The sequence below is a fragment of the Mycolicibacterium houstonense genome (genome assembly GCF_900078665.2).
In the GTDB taxonomy this organism is placed as follows: domain Bacteria; phylum Actinomycetota; class Actinomycetes; order Mycobacteriales; family Mycobacteriaceae; genus Mycobacterium; species Mycobacterium houstonense.
Window position 1 is genome coordinate 1,577,965 of record NZ_LT546207.1, and the last position, 19,655, is coordinate 1,597,619.

Below are 19,655 nucleotides of genomic sequence, written 5' to 3' on the forward strand. Positions count from 1 at the left end.
GGTCAGTTGAGGCGTCGTTGCGGCTGTCCGCCGTACCAGTCGACGTGGTCGGCCGCAGTGCGCACGACGATCGTCTTGACCCAGGAAAAATCCTCGAAAGACTCTGTGCCGGCGTCTTTTCCGGAACCGGACTCCTTGATACCGCCCCAGGGCAGGGACGGCTCCAGGCGGTGGTGGTCATTCACCCACACCATCCCGGCGTTGATGCCGGCGGCGACGCGGTGAGCGCGGCTCACATCTGTGGTCCAGACACCGGCGCCCAGCCCGTACGGGTTGTCGTTGGCCATCTGCAGGGCCTCGTGCTCGTCGTCGAAGGGGATCACCACGGCGACCGGGCCGAAGATCTCTTCGCGGGCGACGGTCATGTCCATGGTGGCGTCAGAGAGCACGGTGGGCTCGAGAAAGAAGCCGCCGTCGAAAGGGCTTGGCAGCGACGGAACTTGGCCACCGGTGGCCAGCGTGGCACCCTCGTCTATGCCGGTCTGGATCAGCGCGCTGACCTTGTCACGCTGCCGTGCGCTGATGAGCGGTCCCATCTGCGTACTCGACAGCGTGGGGTCGCCGACTCGAATGGCCCTGGCGCGAGCGGTGAGTGCGGTGACGAATTCGTCGTAGACGCCGCGCTGTACCAGGAACCGTGAGCCTGCGACACAAGACTGGCCTGCCGCGACGAAGGCGGCGAACGCCGCGCCCTCGGCGGCGATGACCGGGTCGACGTCATCGAACAGCAGCACAGGTGTCTTGCCGCCCAGTTCTGCGGTGATCCGGGCGAAACGGGATGCGGTGGCGATCGCCGCCGATCGGCCGGCCTCGGTGCCGCCGGTGAGGGTGATCTTGGCGATATCCGGATGGCCGGTCAGGCGCTGGCCGGCCGCGCGGGCCCCGGTGACCACGTTCAACACGCCGTCGGGCAATCCGGCGTCGGTGAGAATCTCGGCGAGGGCCAGAGTTGTCAGCGGGGTCAGTTCGGATGGCTTGACTACTACGGTGTTTCCGTTGGCCAGTGCGGCCGACAGGCTGCGCGCCAGGATCAGCATCGGGTGGTTGAACGGGGTGATGATGCCGCACACCCCGAGTGGGAGCCGCTGCTGGTAGGTGAGATACGGCCCGTCCCCGGGAAGTACGGCTTGGCGCTGGGCAGCCAGCAGGCCAGCGTTGTACCGGAACCATTCCGGTACCCGGGACAGCTGTGCACGGGTTTCGGTGATCGGTCGTCCGTTGTTGAGTGCTTCAAGAGGGTAGAGCTTTTCCCCGGCGGACTCGATCGCATCGGCGACGCGCAACAGCAGTTTGGCGCGCTCGCTGCGAACCATGGTCGGCCACGGCCCGTTCTCGAATGCCGCGCGTGCCTTGGCGACTGCGGCATCGACCTCCTGTGCGCCCTGCTCTGGGACGGTGGCGATGACCGCTCCGGTGGCGGGGTTGAGAATTTCGCGCAGGCTGGGGGACGGCTCGGTAACCGCGGATGCGGTGGGGGCCGGTGAGACTCGGGTCATGCGTATGAGTGTCGTCACAGCAAAACCGCGGTTCAATGTCTTGCCGAACATATTCTCTCGCTGCCTATGTGCACTCTGACATACCGTTTTGGGGGACACTGACCAGGTGACGACATCGACAGGCCAGGAACGGCCCGGCGTGGAACTGGTGACCTGGTTGGCGGCCTTGCGCACCCTCAGCGCTCGCGCGACCGCCGAGACCGAATTGGCCGAGGTGCTCTGCCTGGTCGCCGACACCGCGCGAACGCTGCTGGGCTTCGACTTCTGTGGCGTGCTCATCCCCGACGACGTCCGGGACCGACTGGTGGTACAGGGATGGAGCGGACTGTCTGACGAATACGTGCGGCGGGTGAACTCTGATCGCCCCATCCGGCTGGACAGCAGTTCGCCGTCGATTCGTGCCTTTCACACCGGCGAGCCCGTGGCGATCCGGGACGTGCGGAACGAGCCCGACTTCGCCCTCTGGACCGGTGTGGCACAAGAACAGGGCTACCGGGCCATCGTCGCCGTCCCACTGATCGCCGGGGCCGAGGTACTCGGAACCCTCAACGGTTACTACGCCTCGGTGCATACCTTCACCCGCTACGAGATCGAGCGCCTGACACTGCTGGCCAACCATGCCGCGATCGCGGTCACCTCGGCACGCCGGCTCGACGAATTGCGCACTTTGACGGACTCGCTGCGCGAGCAACGCGATGCGCTCGCCCGTTCGGAACAGATTCACGAGCGCCTGCTCGCGGTGACGTTGCGCTCCGGAGGAGTCGGCGGGATCGCCGCCGCCTTGAGCGACCTGGTAGGCCGGCCCGTTCTCATCGACGACGCTCGCCATTCTGAGCTCGCCCGGTCAGGCGACGGCATCGACTATCCCACCGCCGCGGTCCGTACCGCGTCCGCTGACGCCGAGACCACCCCGGCCTCGTCAACGGTCGGCACGGCCGTCGACCACGACGGCGCACCGACCGGGTGGCTCGTCGCGCGGGTGAGACTGGGAAGCGAGGTGGCCGCGCGCATCTGGTTCCCGGGGACCCTCGATTCGCTTGACCCCCTGCAGATTCGAGCGGTCGAGCACGCATCCATCGTCGTCTCGGTGGAATTGCTGCGGATCCAGACCGCCGCCGAGGTCGAGCGACGGGTGCGTGGGGAGTTGCTGACCGATGTGTTGACCGGCAGAGGACAGATCTCGGCCCAGCTTCAGGAGCGGGCTCAACGGCTGGGTCACGATCTGACCGTTCCGCACGTCGCGGTCGTCGGTAACCTGACCGGTTCGAATGAGGCGGCCGCGCGCCGGGCCTGGCCACGTGCACTGTCATCGGTCACCGAGTTGACCTCCGGGTTTCGACCGCGGCCACTGGTGGCCATGCACGGCGGCATGTTGGTCGCGCTGTGGCCCGCCGTCGATTCCGATGAGCCTCCTCCTGGCGTCATGGTCCAGCGTGCGATGTCCCGTCTCGCGCCGGGCATTTCGGCCACCGTGGCAGTCTCACCCGTCCACGTTGCCCAATTCGGCGATGCGTATCTGATCGCGAGGAGCGCGATGGACATCGCCGTGCGCGCGGGCCGAACCGATTCCGTCGTCAACCTTGAGGATCTCGGCATCGTCGGATTGCTTCTGCAACTGGGTGATTCGGCCAAGCTCACGGCCTTCGCCACCCGGACACTGGGGTCGGTGGTCGACTACGACGCCAAACATCGCACCGATCTGATCGCCACGCTGCGAACCTACTTCGCCTGCAAACAGGACCGTAACCTCACCGCCAGGAAGCTCTTGATCCATCCCAATACGGTGGCGCAGCGGCTGCGACGCATCGAAGCACTGTGCGGTGCTGATCTGGCAGACCCGGCCATCAGCGTCCAGTTCTCATCGGCGCTCATGGTGTACGACATTGCGGCGCAAGGCTAAGACTCACACGGTGTGTGGCGCATCGCCGCTCCGCCGTCCCGTAGCCGGCCCGGCGTGGTCGGGCAGCTCAGCCCTGCGGCGTCAGTACCTCCCAGCCGTCAGGCAGACCACTGACCTTTACACTCTGCCCCTGCGCCTCGATATGAACCGTAGCGCTGCCCAATCTCAGGTTGGTCAAAGCGGTACGACCCCATGAGTCCGGCAGGCGCGGCGAGACCGTGACGCGCCGCGCGGGCGCGTCCGGCTCCAGACCGAGGAATGCCCGCACCAGCAACAACGGTGCCGCGCTGGCCCAGGCTTGCGGAGAGCACGACGTGGGATAGGGAACCGGCGAGGTGAATTCGGAACGTGGGAAACCGCAATACAGTTCGGGCAGCCGCCCGCCGAACGCAGTGGCAGCGTCGAGAAGGCCGGTGGCCAATCGCTCGGCCAGCTCGACGCTACCCGGCACATGTCGATATCGTATCAGTCCCGCCACGGCGATCGCGGTGTCGTGTGGCCACACCGACCCGTTGTGATAGCTCATCGGGTTGTACGCGCCCATCGACCTCGCCAGTGTGCGCAGGCCGAACCCGCTGTCCATATCCGCGCCGCCGAGCCGTTCGATGATCGTTTCCACGTGGTGGTCAGCGGCGATGCCCGTCCACAAGCAATGCCCGACGTTGCTGGTCAGGGCATCCACCGGACGCTTGGCTCCGTCTAACGCGACCGCATACCAACCGACGTCCGGCAACCAGAACGTCTCCTGGAACTGCGTGCGCAATCGCTCCGCGCGATCGTTGAGTCGGGTGGCGGTGGCCGGCTCGTCGAATGCCTCGGCGAGCTCGGCACGGGCACGCAACGCCGCGTACTGGTAACCCTGCACCTCACACAACGCAATCGGCGGTTCGGCCACGTGGCCCCGGGCGTCATTGATCCCGTCGAAGCTGTCCTTCCAGCCCTGATTGATCAGCCCACGATCGGTGGCTCGGCGGTACTCGATGAACCCATCGCCGTCGCGATCGCCGTAACGTGCGGCCCATCCCAAAGCTGCATCCGCAGCGGGCAGCAGCGACCGGACGAAATCCTCGTCGCACCCCCAGCGCCGGCATTCGGCGAGCAGCATCACGAACAGCGGGGTGGCGTCGACGGCGCCGTAGTACACGGCCCCGCCCAACACGTCTGTGCTGGCCGGCCCGCGCCGGATCTCGTGCAGGATCCGGCCGGGCTGTTCTTCGGTGATCGGGTCCACGTGCTGTCCCTGCGCCTTGGCAAGCTGGTGCAGCGTGCCCACCGACAGCCCGGGATCCAGCGGGAGCGCCATCCAGGCCGTCAGCAGGCTGTCGCGGCCGAACAACGTCATGTACCACGGCGCCCCGGCCGCCACGAACGGGTCGCCTTCGCCACTATCAGCATGAATGAGCAGCGCGGCCAGGTCACTTTCGCTGCGCCGCAACGCGTTCGATAGGTCGGAATGGTCGGTCTCGACCGTCGTGGCGACGTTGCGCCACGCCTCGATTTTCTGGGCCGGGGCACTGGACTCGAGGCGGTCGCCGCTGCGGAACCGGCTCTTGACGTTGTGGGTGGCACCAGTGGGTTGCACCAGGATTTCGGCCTGCCAGCGCTGCCGAGGCGGCACCACGATGCGCCAGGTGAAAGCGCCCGGCGTCACCATGGGCTCGCCGGAGGCCGTCACGGTCAGACCCCGGACCGCCTCGGTGCGATCATGGAGCACCAGCTCGCCACCGACCACGGTCATGTCCGCACCGCCGTGGGGTACGCGGCCCTCTTTGACCGTGAATAGGTCGGCGAAATCGGCGTCGACATGCAGCTCAACCGCGACCACCGTGCTTTCGGCTGCCAGGTTGTGCAGTGTCACGGTCTCGCGTATGCCGTCGGCCACGATTCGCTCCCGCACGGCGAGCAGTGTGCTGTCGGCCAATCCTGGACGCGGAGTCCGGCGTGAGATGAACTGGGCAGCAAAGGCTTCCGGGAGTTGCACCGAAAGCGGCTCCAGCGGGCGACCGTCAATACGTAGCTCCCAGCGCGACAGCAGGCGAGCGTCTTGAAAAAACAGCCCATGGGTGCGGCCGGGTTGAATGTCGCCGTGGCTGTCTGACAGGCAGAAGGTGGCACCTTCCACCAGCGTCACCGTGTCGCCGCCGACGCCGACGCCGATCGCGGCCGGCTCGCCGCCGTTGAGAGCGCCGGGGCCACTCATGCGCTGGCCCGCTCGGAGGTGTCCGGTTCGACGATGCGCCGCAACGTGATCGTGGACCGAGCCACCTCGGCGTTGTTCAGTACGCTTCGGTAGATCCGTTCGTATCCCGAACCGAACTGTCCGACGGCGAAGTGTGCGGCCACGTGGCGACGGCAGGCCGCGGGATCGAGGGTATTGGTCTTGGTGACGGCATCGGCGAGCTCGTCGGGATGGTCGCAGACGAAACCGGTCACACAGTCGACCACCACCTCTGGCACCGCGCCGCCCCGCAGGGCGACCACCGGCGTGCCGCAGGCCATCGCCTCGATCATCACCATCCCGAACGGCTCTTCCCATTGCACGGGGAACAGCAGGCACCGGGCTCTCGCGAGCAGCTTTCTCTTACTGACTGCATCGGCCTGCCCGAACACGTGGTCGTCGTCGGTGAGCCGCGGTCGCACGTACTCCTCGAAGTAGGCCCGTTCAGCGGGCTCGTCGCACTTTCCGGCCAGCACGAGCGGCACGCCGGCCGCATGGGCGGCCTCCAACGCCAGATGCGCGCCCTTGTACGGGGCATACCGACCGAGGAACAACGCATAGTCGTCCTTGTCGCTGCGAAACGGCCAATCGTTGATCCGCAACGCGTTGTGCACACGGCCAACCCAATTCAGATCCGGGGCCAACTCTCGCTGTCGGTCGCTGATCGCGATCAGGCCTACGTCGGTGCCCAGCTCACGGTAGTACGGATACAGGTCGTCATCGATTGGGCCGTGCACGGTCAATACCGTGGGTAGCCCGAGGGAACGGTAGGCCGCCGCATTGAGGGGGCCGGCGAACGTGTGGTCGTGAACGAGGTCGATCCCGTCGGTTTCGGCAAGGCGCTCGATCGCCCGGCGCACCTTGACCGCATGCATGATTTCGGGGTAAGGCTGGCCCAGCCGGTCGGACACGGTGCTTTCCCACAGCGGAATGAAACGCTGTGCGGTCGTGCCCTTCTGGCCCGCACCCAGAAGGGTGACGTGGTGTCCGCGCGCGGTGAGCGCGTCGGCCAAGTCGGCGACCACAGCTTCGGTGCCTCCATACCCCTTGGGTGGGATGTCGAAATACGGTGGTGCGACCAGTGCGATGCGCATCGGTTCGACGGCTTCGGCAGGGGTGGCGAAGTCAGTGCCGCTCACATTTACCTCCTTTGACACGGGCGGCGTTAGCACTCGGATCCGACGAGTGCTAATTATGGCGTATCGGTGGTCGCCTTGTCATCGGCGACTTCGATGTCGATGCCTCGGCCACGGTGGCGACGCGCCACCGGGAGTTGTTGTGGCCGAATCGGACTCGGCTGGACGAAGCGCGGGGCGGTACGGGGCGGGTGGTGCCCCGGGCCGCTGGACGAAAACGCCGGCGCGGTCGAAAAGGGGGGCGCATATCCGCAGAATGTGGTTGCGTCCATCTCTGATTGGTGATATAAGAAAACTATGTCTTGTGACACAGATTTATAGTCGGACGAGATGGAGGTTGAGTTGAGGCCGATGCGCACAGAATTGCTTCACGGGGTCGATCGACTTTATTCAGCGGTTTCTCGGAGATTGTGCGCTCCGGGTGATCATTCCGATCGGCCAGGAGGTCAAGCCGCGTAGTATCGCGATCCCCTGAGAGGGGCCATCGCGTCGTAACCGCGCGCACGACATCAGCATTCCGAGCAAGGGGGAGTGTGAGATGGTGATCGATATCGGCGAGCCTGTTGCGGTGGTCGATGAGGCGGCGGCGATCCTGGAGGCCGAGTGGTTACGCCTCGTCCGCGATGGCGGCTGGCATCAATCTGTCGAGAGCGTGTACGCGGGGTGGCCTGCCGCGTGTCCGGTGTCGCCCCGTGTGCGGGTGCTCACCTGCGCGCGGCACGGCCCACGTCTTGGGCATCCGCTCGAATCGCAGCGGTGCGCCCCGCCGCGGCGGCGTGCGACGCGGGTATGGGCCACCCAACGCGCTCCTCCGGCGGCCGTCGAGGATCTCTGCACTGAGAGAAACGTATTTCGCTACGGGGAGGTGATGCGTCGACCAGTGATCGACAAGGTGGCGAGGCGGGTGTCGCCCGCGATTGAACCCATCCGGACGTGACCGCGGCCCGACGGTGTCGGCTGGCACGTATCGCCGCTCACGGCGGCAGACCCCGGTGGGTGACACCCGCCACGTGCTCACCACGCGAGTCGGTGCGCCGACTTCGTACAAGTCGGCCCTACCTGCGGTGGCTTCCGGATACGCACGACACTTCCCGGAGGCCACCGCATCCCGCTATTGCATCTTGGTTCCGTTGCGCCCCAACAGGTACCAAGATTGCGCTGGCCGCTGCTTCCGCCACCCGGCCGTCCATACTTGCCGGAGAATATGGTGAATGGCCAGAGATTTGGTCTGCCCCAGTATTTGGAAAACCTGTGCCGGCAAACATAGCCTTATTGCAAGGCGATGCCACCGTCGTACGACGAGTATCGGGTGCGGGATGGAGATGAGTGGTGACGAAGGATGACCGGGCTGCCCGGTCGGCGCTGGGCGTCTACGGAATCTCAGTGGCCGCCGAGCTGTCCGGGATCGGACCGCAGACCCTGCGCTTGTATGAACGTATCGGGCTGCTCACGCCGTCCCGTACCGCGGGCGGCACTCGGCGCTACAGCGATGACGACATCGAGCGACTCGGACGGATCGCCGAACTGGTTGACCAGGGCATCAACTTGGCCGGCATTGCGCAGATTCTCTGCTTGCAGGACAAGAACATCCAGCTCGAATGTGTCAACACCGAACTCGAACTGCGCAACGCCGAACTCGAAGCCGCTCAACAGTCCAAACTTCCGCGGGGTGCGAACGCACGCCGTCGGTGAACGGCCGACGTCAACGCGAGCGTCAATTATCAAGCGCTGACGGGATATTCGAATTCATTCTCACGTCCGAGCCGCACGTGCAACCATCGGTTTGGCGTGAGGAGCAAAGATGAGGACTGCACTTGCCGCGGTATTGATCGGGATGGCTGCCATCGGTGTGGCTACTCCGGCTAACGCAAACCCCAACCCGGGCGATCCCAACTGCATCGCGAACCCGACCCTGGCCGGCTGCGAGGGATTCGTAGCGCCCACCGGTCCGTCGGACCCCAACTGCATCATGTCGCCGATCTCTCCGGCGTGTGCGGGAGGTCCGTACGCGCCGCCGGCGCCGCCGCCACCCGTGGGCAGTGACCTGCCCGGGAGCACGATGCCTGACGGGATGCCGTACGGCAGCGGTCCGCCTCCGGGAATGTCCGGCATGCCGGGAAGCATCCCCGGTATGCCGGGGAGTATCTGAGCGGGAGTCGGCGTCGAGGCGCTCAGCGTGCGGCACGCAGCAGGCGCAGTTGGCCGATCTCAGAGGCGTTCTTCGTCAGCTCGACGTTCAGCCACATCGCCATGTCGGCCAGTGACCGGCCGGAGTCCGGGCCCCACGGAAAAGCCGCCGGGGCAAGGAGATCCGTATCGGTCAACGATTCCAGCAGGCCGCTCCAACGGGCGCTGAGCACCCTGATCCGCTGCACCGCGGCGGCGGGACCGGGCCAGTCCACATCGGTGGGCGCCGGTGGCGTCTGTCCGTCGACGTGAGCCAGGGCGCTCGACCACCAGAAGATGATGTGCCAGGTGAGCCACCCGATGGTCGGCACCGGAATGGGGTCGGGCTCGGTCTCGGCCCAATCCGGCCACCACCGACCGGACGGATCCTGGTGCACCGTCCACACCAGCGGACCGGGCTCCCACAGCTGATCGTCATCGGACAGTGCCGACAGGTGAAGATCGGCCAGTGCCCAGGCCAGCTCGAACTGTCGGCGCAGTTCGGCGATCATGGCACCCGCATCACCAGCAGGGTCTGGGCCGAGGTGCCGATGAACCCCCGACGGTCGAAGATCTCGGCCGTCGTGGCGCCGATGCCGTCCGGGCCGATCGAGCCGCGGGCCCGCACCGCGAAGTCCGAGCCTTCCGGCAGCCGGTGCAGATGCACCGCGGTGTCGGTGTTCATGAAGATGAACTTCTCCGGATCCAGCGCCGCACCGATGCCGTTGGCGGAATCGACCACGAGCGCCAGCCGCTGCAGCGCCGTCGTCTCCTCGTCGTCGACCACCGGCGTCAGCGGGCTCATCCACGCCACGGCCGCCTCACCCTCGGCGGTACGTTGCCTGCGCCAGGTCACACTCTCCAGATAACCCGGGGCGCCTTCCCAGTTGTGCGCCACGTCGGCAGCCTTGCCCTCCACCAAGGGAGCGAAGCGGTCGGTGGCCACATCGCTGGTGTCACTGGGCGCCAGCAGCCAGGCCGTCACGCGTGCCACCGCGCGCCAGGTGCCGTCCGGCCGGGCTGCCTCCATCTCCGAGACGACCATCGAGATACGTGACCCCGGCCGGTCCACCCACGCCCGGACCCGCACCGGCGCCACCGGAATCGCACCGAGGATGTCGAGCGTCAATCGCCCGACGCGCAAACCGGAGTCCGCGGTCAGCTCCTCGATCGCCTTGGTCAGCAGTGCCAGTGGTGGCGAGCCGTGCTGGATCGCCGGATCCCAGTTGCTGCGGGTGTCGGCGGTGGATTCGAACAGCTGGTACTCACCATCGGTTCCGCGCCGATGGTAGTGACATCCGATCATGCAGCTCCTGATTCGGGCCAGCCCGGATACGGCGGCGGGGTGCCGCCGAACGCCGGGCACAAACTTTGATGCGCGCACCACGAGCACAACCGCGACGGGTTGGGCCGGAAGTCACCCGTGGCCCCGGCCATCTGGATGGCCTGCCAGATCGCCATCAACGTGCGCTCGAACCGTAACAACTCGTCATGGGCGGGGGAGTAGTCGAGTACCTGTCCGTCGGCCAGGTACAGCAACCGCAACCGGGCCGGCATCACACCGCGCGAGCGCAGCAACGCCACGGCGTAGAACTTCATCTGGAACATCGCCTTGAACTCGGCCTGGGCCCGGGCCGCGGGCGGGGCCTTGCCGGTCTTGTAGTCGACGACGCGTATCTCACCGGATGGAGCGACATCGATCCGGTCGACGAATCCGCGCAACAGGGTGCCGTCGGCCAACTCGACCTCGAGGCGATGCTCACAGCACTGCGGATCGAACCGGGTCGGGTCCTCCAACCGGTAGTACCCCGACAACAGCGCCCGCGCCTCGGCCAGCAGGGTGGCCGGATACTCGGTATCGGCCAGCTCAGGTTCGGCGGCGACCACCTGCTCCCACGCCGGCTCGATGAGCGTCAGCGCGGTGTCGTGCACCCGCTCGGCCGCGGGCAGACCGTAAAGCTGCTCCAACGCCGCATGCACCAGGGATCCGCGCAGCTGGGCGGTGGATCGCGGCTCGGGCAGCCGGTCGATCGCCCGGAACCGGTAGAGCAGCGGACACTGTTTGAAATCGCCGGCCCGCGACGGCGACAACGCCGGACGGCGCAGCGTCGCGGGCGGTTCCTCACTCACACTCCAAGCCTAGGACCCGGCTCCGACAAAGTTGCGCAACCCCGGGCACCCGGCTCGGTGGGCGTACTGGCAGGCTGGACGTCCGTGGCAGGGAAGAGACCGACCGGACCGTTTGCCGTTGGCGACCGGGTGCAACTCACCGACGCCAAGGGCCGGCGCTACACGATGGTGCTCAATCCCGGTGGAGAGTTCCACACCCATCGCGGCATCATCGCCTTCGATGACGTGATCGGCCTGCCGGAAGGCAGCGTGGTCAAATCCACCAACGGCGATCAATTCCTGGTGTTGCGACCGCTGCTGGTCGACTATGTGATGTCCATGCCCCGCGGCGCGCAGGTGATCTACCCCAAAGACGCCGCGCAGATCGTGCACGAGGGCGACATCTTCCCGGGTGCCCGGGTGTTGGAGGCCGGCGCCGGGTCCGGCGCGCTGACGTGCTCGCTGCTCCGGGCCGTCGGTCCCGAGGGGCGGGTGACGTCGTACGAGATCCGTGACGATCACGCCCCGACCGCTGAGAAGAACGTCATCACGTTCTTCGGTGAGCGCCCGGAGAACTGGGACCTGGTGGTCGCCGATCTCGCCGACTACGACGGTCCGGAAATGGACCGCGTGGTGCTGGACATGCTGGCGCCTTGGGAGGTGCTGCCAGCGGTCTCCAAGGCGCTGGTCGCCGGCGGCGTGTTGATCGTCTACGTCGCCACCGTCACTCAGCTGTCGCGGGTCGTGGAGGCGCTTCGCGAGCAGCAGTGCTGGACCGAACCGCGGGCCTGGGAGAGCATGCAGCGCGGCTGGCACGTGGTGGGTCTGGCGGTCCGCCCGGAACACAACATGCGCGGCCACACCGCCTTTCTGGTCAGTGCGCGCAAACTCGCGCCCGGCGCGGTGGCGCCGGTGCCCTTGCGAAAGAAGCGCCAGCTCGCCGTCGAGGCCGCCCTCGAGTCCGAGTCGGGCGCCTGACGACTGATCGTCGGCGTTTTCTGCCGCACGGTCGCCGACCGGCAAGGAACGCCGCCCTCCGGTAGAAACCGGCGCGTGTGAGTCGAACTAGTCGTCGCTGTGGTGCAGGCCCCGCCGGGTCGAGAGCAGTTCGAGCTCGGGGCGGTCGGCGACCATCCGTTCGGCGGTATCGAGCACCTGGACCACGTGGCCGCGGTCGGCGGCGACCAGGGCGACGCCGATGCCGGCTCGGCGGTGCAGATCCTGCGTCCCGGTCTCGGCCGCCGACACCGCGAGCTTGCGGTGCAACTCGGCGATCACCGGACGGATCACCGACCGCTTCTGCTTGAGCGAGTGCACATCACCGAGCAGCACGTCGAATTCGAGCCAGCCGATCCACATGTCGGGTCAGCGTGGCGGGGTCGGAGCGGGCGGCTGGGCGCCGCCGCCCATCACGAGTAAGAGGTCGGCGGTGTGCCGGGTCAACTGCCACTCACCGCCGTGCTGGGTGAATTCCATCGGGAAACTGAAGTGACGCTCGGAGTCTTCTCCGCCGGCGGTGACGTTGACGGTAGCGACCACGTTGGCCGGTTCGGTCTGTGACCAGGCCAGATCGGTGGCCTCAAAGGTCAGTGGGGCGAACCCGTTGTCGACCAGGGCGCGGCTGAACTTGTCGAGTGCGGCGGCATCGTCGGCGGTGCCCTGCTCTACCAGACCGACCTTGTCGGCGCCGGGAACGTTGACATCGGCCAGCCGGTACAGCACACCGGTGAGGGCCTCGGCGGCGGGCAGCGGCGCGGTGGGCGCGGCCGCCGGTGCGGTGGTGGTCGGTGCAGTGGTTGTCGCCCGTGAGGTCTCGGCTGGGCCGTCGTCACTGCTGCACCCACAGAGCCCAAGTGCCGCCACGATCGTGGCGGCACTCAGGACTGCGATACGGCTGCGGTTCAACTACCTACTCAGCCGACGGCGGACAGCAAGGCCATGGCCGATCCCTTGGAGATCTGCCAACCGGTCGGGCTCGGGCCGACCACGAACTGGATGTTCTGGGTGGCGGTGCCGCCGGTGGCCGAGGTTGCGGTGACGTCGGCGTACGCCACGCCGCCCTGCTGATCGATGTTGGCGACGTTGAAGGTCAGCGGGAACTTTCCTTCGGCGGCGGCCTTGTTGTAGGCACGATCGGCGGCGAGGGCCTCGATGCGGCCGATACCGCCCTGGATGTAGGGGGCCTTACCGCTGAAGGAACCGCCACCGGCGAGCACCTGCAGGGTCTGCACCAGCGGCGACGCCAGCTCGGGCGCCGGCGCGGCCGGAAGCGGCGCACCGAACACGACCGGCTGGATTGCCGGCGATGCCGACATGCCGCTGGATGCAATGGAAGTCACACCCGCCGCTGCTCCGCCAACCACAGCGGCGGCTGCAGCTGCGGTGATAAAGCCGGTAACGAGGGTTTTCGGGGTCACGACTGTCCTTTCGATCGGACCAACTGAACTTAGAGGCTAACAGTGGTGCTGGTGTGTCTAGTTCCTAGAGCGCACACAATGGCTGAATCGCCGGTAGCGTTGAAGTTGTTACTGCACCAACTTGCGGTGCGGGAGGGAGCGCAATATGAGTGAGTCAGAGCGTTCGGACGGCTTTGCCGAGAGCTTCTCGGCGGGCCACTCGCAGCCCATGTCCAGCGATGATGCCGCCGAGCTGGAATCGCTGCGCCGTGAGGCCGCGGTTCTGCGTGAGCAACTGGAGAACGCGGTAGGTCCCCAGAGCGGACTACGTAGCGCCCGCGACGTCCACCAGCTTGAGGCGCGGATCGACTCGCTCGCCTCGCGCAATGCCAAGCTCATGGACACCCTCAAGGAAGCCCGCCAGCAGCTGCTCGCGCTGCGTGAGGAAGTGGACCGACTGGGCCAGCCGCCCAGCGGCTACGGCGTGCTGTTGGGCACCCACGAGGACGAGACCGTCGATGTCTTCACCTCGGGCCGCAAGATGCGATTGACCTGCTCGCCGAACATCGAGACGGCGTCACTCAAGCAGGGCCAGACGGTCCGGCTCAACGAGGCCCTCACCGTGGTCGAGGCCGGCACCTTCGAGGCGGTCGGCGAGATCAGCACGTTGCGCGAGATCCTGGCCGACGGGCACCGGGCCCTGGTGGTCGGGCATGCCGACGAGGAGCGCATCGTCTGGCTGGCCGAGCCCCTGATCGCCGTCGAGGACCTGCCGGAGGATTCCGAGTCCGCGCTCGACGACAGCCGGCCCCGCAAACTGCGCCCCGGTGATTCGCTGCTGGTCGACACCAAGGCCGGATACGCCTTCGAGCGCATCCCGAAGGCCGAGGTCGAGGACCTGGTGCTCGAAGAGGTGCCCGACGTCAGCTACAACGACATCGGTGGACTGGGCCGGCAGATCGAGCAGATCCGCGACGCCGTGGAGCTGCCGTTCCTGCACAAGGAGCTCTACCGCGAGTACTCGCTGCGCCCGCCCAAGGGTGTGCTGCTCTACGGCCCGCCCGGTTGCGGTAAGACGCTGATCGCCAAGGCCGTGGCGAACTCGCTGGCCAAGAAGATGGCCGAGGTTCGCGGCGACGACGCCCGTGAGGCCAAGAGCTACTTCCTCAACATCAAGGGCCCCGAGCTGCTGAACAAGTTCGTCGGTGAGACGGAGCGTCATATCCGGCTGATCTTCCAGCGCGCCCGGGAGAAGGCGTCCGAAGGTACGCCGGTGATCGTGTTCTTCGACGAGATGGACTCGATCTTCCGCACCCGTGGCACCGGCGTCAGCTCCGATGTCGAGACAACCGTTGTGCCGCAGCTGCTTTCGGAGATCGACGGTGTGGAGGGGCTGGAGAACGTCATCGTGATCGGCGCCTCGAACCGTGAGGACATGATCGATCCGGCGATCCTGCGGCCCGGCCGCCTGGACGTCAAGATCAAGATCGAGCGGCCCGACGCCGAGTCGGCGCAGGACATCTTCAGCAAGTACCTCACCGAGGCGCTGCCGGTGCATGCCGACGACCTCGCCGAGTTCGGTGGGGACCGCGCGCTGACCATCAAGACGATGATCGAGAAGGTCGTGGACCGGATGTACGCCGAGATCGACGACAACCGGTTCCTGGAGGTCACCTATGCCAATGGTGACAAGGAAGTCATGTACTTCAAGGACTTCAACTCCGGTGCCATGATCCAGAACGTCGTCGACCGGGCGAAGAAGAACGCGATCAAGAGCGTGTTGGAGACCGGTCAGCCCGGTCTGCGCATCCAGCACCTGCTGGATTCGATCGTCGACGAGTTCGCCGAGAACGAGGACCTGCCGAACACCACGAATCCCGATGACTGGGCCCGGATCTCGGGCAAGAAGGGCGAGCGGATCGTGTACATCCGCACTCTGGTCACCGGAAAGTCGTCGAGTGCCAGCCGGGCCATCGATACCGAGTCGAACCTGGGTCAGTACCTGTAGTTTTCGATTCCAGACGATATGGAGCTGCCCCTTTTCAGCGGAGAAGGGGCAGCTCCATTTCTGTTTGCCAGCACACGGTAGCTGCTGTTCCACAGCCACTCCACCGGTCCTCGCTGGAACCGGCGTAGCCACAGATGGGCGAAGACCATCACCACCGCGACCACCACGAGATAGATCGCGACGGTGACGGGAACCCGGTGCTGTGGCGGCGTGCTGGCGGCCAGGCCCAGACCCCAGCCGTAGCAGATTGCCGAGGCCACCAGGTTCTGTAACACATAGCTGGACAACGCCATCCGGCCCACTTCGGCCAACCGGCGCCCGGGCCATCGTGGGTCGGGTCGGCGCACGTAGAACTCGGCGACAGCAGACAGGATCGCCAGCGAGACGAACGGCGCGACGCCGTAGCGGGCCAGAATCAGTCCGGGCCCGCCCGCTGTGGCTTCCAGTGCGATGTCGACCGGGGCCGCCACCGCGAACCCCAGCCACATCAGCCGCCGGCGCAGTGTCGTGCCACGCGCCTCGAGCACTCCGGCCCGGAACAGCCGGGCGCCGAGCAGGAACAGGGCGACCGACATCGGGAAGATGAACACCGTCTCCAACCGGAACAGCACAACATGATCGAGGCGGAACATCACCAGATCCCAGAACGAACCGTGCGCATAGGGATTCGGGTCCAGTGGTGCGGGTGGGCCGGTCGCGGGCGGGGCGGCCAGCAGAACGACGGTCAGCGCGGCCAGCAGCGTGAGGTGCACCGCGGCGGCCGTCACGATAATGCGACGCTGCGTGCGCGGTGACGTCACCAGGAGGTACGAAACGATCCAGCCGGTGATCGCGTAGCCCATCAGTACGTCGAACTCGGTGAGCAGGACGAAGTGCACCACACCGTCGAGCAGGAGCAGTGCGGCGCGCCACGGGTAGCTTCCGGGCCAGCGCAGCCCGGCGCGCATCGCCGAACGTTGTTGTAGGGCAAGGCCGATGCCGAACATCACGGTCAACAGGCCGAGGAACTTGCCCTGGGCCAGGAATTGCAGTACGACCTCGACAGGGCGCCAGTCGGAGTCCGGGGTGCCGTTGAGGTATCCGACCAATCCCTCGGGATGGGTGAAGATCCAGATGTTGGTACCGAGGGTGCCGAGGATGGCGATTCCGCGCAGGACGTCCAGGGACTGCAGACGTGTCGAGGACATGTGCGCGAAGCTACCATACGAACGTATTGGTGGCCTACGCTCAAGTGGTGAGCGTGCCCTATGAGCGGATGGCCGATGCGGTGTTGCGAGTCCTGGTGGCCGAGGGATTCGAAGGCGTCTCGGTGCGGAAAGTCGCTGCCACGGCCGATGTTTCGATCGGTGCGGTGCAGCACCACTTTCCGACCAAGGACGCGATGCTGGCCGCCGCGATGGACCGGGCCAGCATCCGGTTCCTGGCCCGGCTCTCGGAGCGCATCACCGCGGACATGTCCGCGGCGCACCGGTTGGAGGCGTTGGCCGTGGCCCTGGTGTGCCCCGAACCCGGTGACCGGGATATCAGCGTGGCCTGGTTGCTGCGGCTGGCGCGAGCAGCCGTCGATGAGCAGACCGCGCTCACGCACCGGCAGGATTGGACTCGGGTGTCACAGTGGCTGACCGATCTGATCGGGGAGGCGGCTCCCGGGGTCGACGCCGGGACGGCCGCCGTCGAGCTACTGGCCCTGTTGGACGGCCTGGCCTGCTCAGTGGCCGTCGAGCCGGACCGGGTCAGCCCCGAGCTGGCCGAGCGGATCGCCCGCGGGCATGTGCGGCGGCTGCTGAACTGATGTCCGACGCGACCGCGGTCACCGTCGCCGGAATCGCCGGCGCCGATGAGACCGCCCGCCTCGGCGAGGTAGCTGAGATCGCGCGACGGATCGCGTCGTGTTGCCCGCAGCGCCGCACGGTGGCGGTCGAGCGGCCGGTGATCTTGAGAAACCCTCCGAGCCTATTCGACCCGTTATCGGTATCGGAAGGCGCCGTCAATTATTAAATTTCGATTTGAATTTCCGCTTCTTGAAATACCCGGAAATATCCTCGCGGTGGGCCCCGTCGCCTTCCCCGGACGGGGATTTGCGGAGTGGGGCAACGGCGGTCCGAGCTGGTACACCTGCACCAATGTAACGATCCGATAACGACGCTCGAACTTGTCTGAGATTGACGATTTGCGAAGTTATCGCAGGTCAATGCCGGTGGATGCCGACGGATTCTCGCTTCCTGCCCGGTGTCGGAGCTTGATCCCGGCAGTGGGGTGTGCTTACGTCGAGGGCACCGATGGCATGTAACTAACGATGATCGCTGAGAAGTTCGGTGGTGACTTTTAACTCGATATGCATGTGTTAGAAAGCGTCCCGGGACGCCATTCCCGGGAAGAGTTCCTGCGCCCTCCACGGGGCACCGATGCGATTGGCATCCGCGACATCGCGGAAGCCACCGGGGTGCTCGATCTGAATTCCACCTACGCCTATCTGCTGCTGGCTACCGATTTTGCTGCCACGTCAATAGTGGCCGAGTGCGAAGGCCGGCTACGCGGATTCATCACCGGCTACCACCCGCCGCCGCGACCGGATGTCCTGTTCGTCTGGCAGGTCGCCGTCGCGCCGTCGGCGCAGGGCGGGGGACTGGCCAGCACCATGCTCGACGCACTGGTGCACCGGGTGCGCGCGCAGCGGGACGGCCGCCCGGTGACCGTCGAAGCCACGGTGTCGCCCGGCAACGCCGCGTCTCGCGCATTCTTCGGCGCCTTCGCGCGTCGTCACGGCGTCCCACTGGTCGAGGACCCGCATTTCGGCCGCGAACTCCTGGCCGCCGACGGGGCGCACGAAGATGAGCCCATGCTGCGGATGGGGCCCATCGCCACTCCGCTTTCTCACTGAAATCAGTTACCTGATAACCAGTTTGGTTTGATTGGAAGGATTATCTCTTGCTGCTCGCAACGACAGCGCCACTGACCGAAGCTGACCTTCCCGACGTGTTCAGCTCGGTCGAGTCCGAGGTCCGCAGTTACTGCCGCGGCTGGCCCACCGTGATGGACAGCGCCGCCGGCTCTTGGGTGACCGACACCTCCGGACGTGCCTACATCGACTTCTTCGCCGGAGCCGGGGCACTCAACTACGGCCACAACAACGCCGCGCTCAAGGAGCCGTTGCTGCAGTACCTGGCCTCCAACGGGATCGTGCACTCGCTGGACATGGCCACGGCCGCCAAACAGCGGTTCCTGGAGAGCTTCGAGCGGCTCATCCTGCGGCCGCGCGGGCTCGACTACAAGGTGCAGTTCCCGGGTCCGACGGGGGCGAACTCGGTGGAGTCGGCGCTCAAGCTGGCCAGGAAGGTGACCGGACGCGAGTCGGTCATCAGTTTCACCAACGCTTTTCACGGCATGACCCTGGGAGCGCTGTCGGTGACCGGAAACTCGATGAAGCGCGCCGGAGCCGGCATCCCCCTGGTGCACGCCACCCCGATGCCGTACGACAACTACTTCGGCGGGGTCACCGAGGACTTCCAGTGGTTCGAGCGCGTGCTCGACGATTCGGGCAGCGGGCTCAACCGCCCGGCTGCGGTGATCGTCGAAACCGTCCAGGGCGAGGGCGGTCTCAACGTCGCCCGGCTCGAATGGCTGCGCGCACTGTCCGAGTTGTGCCGCAAGCGCGACATTCTGCTGATCGTCGACGACGTCCAGATGGGCTGTGGGCGCACCGGGCCGTTCTTCAGCTTCGAGGCGGCCGGCATCGTGCCCGATATCGTCACGATCTCGAAGTCGGTCAGCGGTTATGGCCTGCCGATGGCGCTCACCCTGTTCCGCCGCGACCTCGACATGTGGGCGCCGGGGGAGCACAACGGCACCTTCCGTGGTCACAACCCGGCTTTCATCACGGCCACGGCCGCGATCGAGACCTACTGGGAAAACGATGAATTCAGCGCCGACACGGTCGCCAAGGGCGAGCTGATCCGGGGGCGGCTGGACGAGATCGCCGCCGCCCACGACGGCGTGAGTGCGCGTGGTCGCGGGATGGCGCAAGGGCTCAAGTTCGAGGAGGCCGACCTGGCCGGGCAGGTGTGCCGCGCGGCGTTCGACCGCGGTGCGCTGATGGAAACCAGCGGCCCGTCCGATGAGGTGGTCAAACTCCTTCCGCCGCTGACGACTTCGCCGTCCGAGTTGTCCGAGGGGCTCGACATCCTCGCCGAGTCCGTCGCCGTCACGCTGGCCTAGGAGGCTTGAAT

The 19,655-nt window shown here is 66.3% G+C and carries 20 protein-coding genes; 10 read left to right on the forward strand and 10 right to left on the reverse strand.

The features are described 5' to 3' along the window. Positions 1-2 precede the first annotated feature (2 nt). A complete protein-coding gene (locus BN4332_RS07900) occupies positions 3-1,496 on the reverse strand; it encodes an aldehyde dehydrogenase (RefSeq protein WP_066897942.1) in 1,494 nt (497 codons plus the stop codon). A 106-nt stretch (positions 1,497-1,602) separates the two neighbouring features. Between BN4332_RS07900 and BN4332_RS07905 the strand changes: the two genes are divergently transcribed. Beyond that, on the forward strand, positions 1,603-3,396 hold the full coding sequence (locus BN4332_RS07905) for a helix-turn-helix domain-containing protein (protein WP_096866855.1): 1,794 nt from the start codon (positions 1,603-1,605) through the stop codon (positions 3,394-3,396). Between the two features lie 67 nt (positions 3,397-3,463). On the opposite strand, the gene BN4332_RS07910 is transcribed toward BN4332_RS07905, so the two are convergent. Beyond that, complete coding sequence (locus BN4332_RS07910) at positions 3,464-5,596, reverse strand: amylo-alpha-1,6-glucosidase (protein WP_066897943.1); 2,133 nt, start codon at positions 5,594-5,596, stop codon at positions 3,464-3,466. Beyond that, a complete protein-coding gene (locus BN4332_RS07915; protein ID WP_066897944.1) occupies positions 5,593-6,753 on the reverse strand; it encodes a glycosyltransferase family 4 protein in 1,161 nt (386 codons plus the stop codon). Before BN4332_RS07915 ends, BN4332_RS07910 begins: the two co-directional genes overlap by 4 nt. Positions 6,754-7,288: 535 nt before the next feature. On the opposite strand from BN4332_RS07915, the gene BN4332_RS07920 reads away from it, so the two are divergent. From BN4332_RS07920 to BN4332_RS33190, 3 genes are all read left to right on the forward strand, one after another. Then, positions 7,289-7,687 (forward strand): hypothetical protein, encoded by a 399-nt coding sequence (locus BN4332_RS07920; RefSeq protein WP_066897945.1) that lies wholly within the window; start codon positions 7,289-7,291, stop codon positions 7,685-7,687. Positions 7,688-8,079: 392 nt separating this feature from the next. Continuing rightward, entirely contained in the window at positions 8,080-8,442 is a 363-nt protein-coding gene (locus BN4332_RS07925) for a MerR family transcriptional regulator (RefSeq protein WP_066897986.1), read from the forward strand. A gap of 109 nt (positions 8,443-8,551) precedes the next feature. Next, a complete protein-coding gene (locus BN4332_RS33190) occupies positions 8,552-8,899 on the forward strand; it encodes a hypothetical protein (RefSeq protein WP_160110820.1) in 348 nt (115 codons plus the stop codon). Positions 8,900-8,921: 22 nt separating this feature from the next. Here BN4332_RS33190 and BN4332_RS07935 read toward each other — a convergent pair whose 3' ends face one another. The 3 genes from BN4332_RS07935 to BN4332_RS07945 are packed head-to-tail and all read right to left on the reverse strand — an operon-like array spanning position 8,922 to position 11,046. Continuing rightward, positions 8,922-9,428, reverse strand: coding sequence for a DinB family protein (locus tag BN4332_RS07935; protein WP_066897946.1), 507 nt, complete (start codon positions 9,426-9,428; stop codon positions 8,922-8,924). Continuing rightward, positions 9,425-10,222 (reverse strand): thioesterase family protein, encoded by a 798-nt coding sequence (locus tag BN4332_RS07940; protein WP_066897947.1) that lies wholly within the window; start codon positions 10,220-10,222, stop codon positions 9,425-9,427. The genes BN4332_RS07935 and BN4332_RS07940 overlap by 4 nt, the downstream gene beginning before the upstream one ends. Continuing rightward, positions 10,219-11,046: a RecB family exonuclease gene (locus tag BN4332_RS07945; protein ID WP_066897948.1), complete on the reverse strand. Its 828-nt coding sequence runs from the start codon at positions 11,044-11,046 to the stop codon at positions 10,219-10,221. Before BN4332_RS07945 ends, BN4332_RS07940 begins: the two co-directional genes overlap by 4 nt. Positions 11,047-11,130: 84 nt before the next feature. On the opposite strand from BN4332_RS07945, the gene BN4332_RS07950 reads away from it, so the two are divergent. Then, entirely contained in the window at positions 11,131-12,003 is an 873-nt protein-coding gene (locus BN4332_RS07950; RefSeq protein ID WP_051018887.1) for a tRNA (adenine-N1)-methyltransferase, read from the forward strand. Positions 12,004-12,090: 87 nt separating this feature from the next. Here BN4332_RS07950 and BN4332_RS07955 read toward each other — a convergent pair whose 3' ends face one another. Genes BN4332_RS07955 through BN4332_RS07965 form a run of 3 tightly spaced genes read right to left on the reverse strand, consistent with a single transcriptional unit; the run spans position 12,091 to position 13,442 of the window. Then, positions 12,091-12,384: a DUF503 domain-containing protein gene (locus BN4332_RS07955; protein ID WP_066897949.1), complete on the reverse strand. Its 294-nt coding sequence runs from the start codon at positions 12,382-12,384 to the stop codon at positions 12,091-12,093. 6 nt (positions 12,385-12,390) lie between these two features. Continuing rightward, positions 12,391-12,930, reverse strand: a complete 540-nt coding sequence (lppK, locus tag BN4332_RS07960) for a lipoprotein LppK (protein WP_066897950.1) — start codon at positions 12,928-12,930, stop codon at positions 12,391-12,393. A gap of 8 nt (positions 12,931-12,938) precedes the next feature. Next, the gene (locus tag BN4332_RS07965) at positions 12,939-13,442 is read right to left on the reverse strand and encodes an MTB12 family secreted protein (RefSeq protein WP_066897951.1); all 504 of its coding nucleotides are present in this window, start codon (positions 13,440-13,442) and stop codon (positions 12,939-12,941) included. Positions 13,443-13,587: 145 nt separating this feature from the next. On the opposite strand from BN4332_RS07965, the gene arc reads away from it, so the two are divergent. Then, the gene (gene arc, locus BN4332_RS07970; protein ID WP_066897952.1) at positions 13,588-15,429 is read left to right on the forward strand and encodes a proteasome ATPase; all 1,842 of its coding nucleotides are present in this window, start codon (positions 13,588-13,590) and stop codon (positions 15,427-15,429) included. Here arc and BN4332_RS07975 read toward each other — a convergent pair. Next, positions 15,417-16,616, reverse strand: coding sequence for a DUF418 domain-containing protein (locus tag BN4332_RS07975; RefSeq protein WP_066897953.1), 1,200 nt, complete (start codon positions 16,614-16,616; stop codon positions 15,417-15,419). The two genes, arc and BN4332_RS07975, sit on opposite strands and share 13 nt — an antisense overlap. Before the next feature lie 47 nt (positions 16,617-16,663). Between BN4332_RS07975 and BN4332_RS07980 the strand changes: the two genes are divergently transcribed. From BN4332_RS07980 to ectB, 4 genes are all read left to right on the forward strand, one after another. Further along, positions 16,664-17,221, forward strand: a complete 558-nt coding sequence (locus BN4332_RS07980) for a TetR/AcrR family transcriptional regulator (RefSeq protein WP_235654044.1) — start codon at positions 16,664-16,666, stop codon at positions 17,219-17,221. Further along, the gene (locus BN4332_RS07985) at positions 17,221-17,427 is read left to right on the forward strand and encodes a hypothetical protein (RefSeq protein WP_066897954.1); all 207 of its coding nucleotides are present in this window, start codon (positions 17,221-17,223) and stop codon (positions 17,425-17,427) included. The genes BN4332_RS07980 and BN4332_RS07985 overlap by 1 nt, the downstream gene beginning before the upstream one ends. Positions 17,428-17,764: 337 nt before the next feature. Beyond that, positions 17,765-18,310 carry a diaminobutyrate acetyltransferase gene (gene ectA, locus BN4332_RS07990; protein ID WP_066897955.1) on the forward strand — a complete coding sequence of 182 codons (546 nt, stop codon included), beginning with the start codon at positions 17,765-17,767 and terminating at the stop codon, positions 18,308-18,310. Between the two features lie 47 nt (positions 18,311-18,357). Continuing rightward, entirely contained in the window at positions 18,358-19,644 is a 1,287-nt protein-coding gene (ectB, locus tag BN4332_RS07995; protein WP_066897956.1) for a diaminobutyrate--2-oxoglutarate transaminase, read from the forward strand. Positions 19,645-19,655 lie beyond the last annotated feature (11 nt).

Bases quoted from the DNA above. Each gene is read 5' to 3' on its own strand.
- BN4332_RS07900 (WP_066897942.1), bottom strand. From the start codon at position 1,496: ATGACCCGAGTCTCACCGGCCCCCACCGCATCCGCGGTTACCGAGCCG.
- BN4332_RS07910 (WP_066897943.1), bottom strand. From the start codon at position 5,596: ATGAGTGGCCCCGGCGCTCTCAACGGCGGCGAGCCGGCCGCGATCGGC.
- BN4332_RS07920 (WP_066897945.1), top strand. From the start codon at position 7,289: ATGGTGATCGATATCGGCGAGCCTGTTGCGGTGGTCGATGAGGCGGCG.
- BN4332_RS33190 (WP_160110820.1), top strand. From the start codon at position 8,552: ATGAGGACTGCACTTGCCGCGGTATTGATCGGGATGGCTGCCATCGGT.
- BN4332_RS07935 (WP_066897946.1), bottom strand. From the start codon at position 9,428: ATGATCGCCGAACTGCGCCGACAGTTCGAGCTGGCCTGGGCACTGGCC.
- BN4332_RS07940 (WP_066897947.1), bottom strand. From the start codon at position 10,222: ATGATCGGATGTCACTACCATCGGCGCGGAACCGATGGTGAGTACCAG.
- BN4332_RS07955 (WP_066897949.1), bottom strand. From the start codon at position 12,384: ATGTGGATCGGCTGGCTCGAATTCGACGTGCTGCTCGGTGATGTGCAC.
- arc (WP_066897952.1), top strand. From the start codon at position 13,588: ATGAGTGAGTCAGAGCGTTCGGACGGCTTTGCCGAGAGCTTCTCGGCG.
- BN4332_RS07975 (WP_066897953.1), bottom strand. From the start codon at position 16,616: ATGTCCTCGACACGTCTGCAGTCCCTGGACGTCCTGCGCGGAATCGCC.
- BN4332_RS07985 (WP_066897954.1), top strand. From the start codon at position 17,221: ATGTCCGACGCGACCGCGGTCACCGTCGCCGGAATCGCCGGCGCCGAT.
- ectA (WP_066897955.1), top strand. From the start codon at position 17,765: ATGCATGTGTTAGAAAGCGTCCCGGGACGCCATTCCCGGGAAGAGTTC.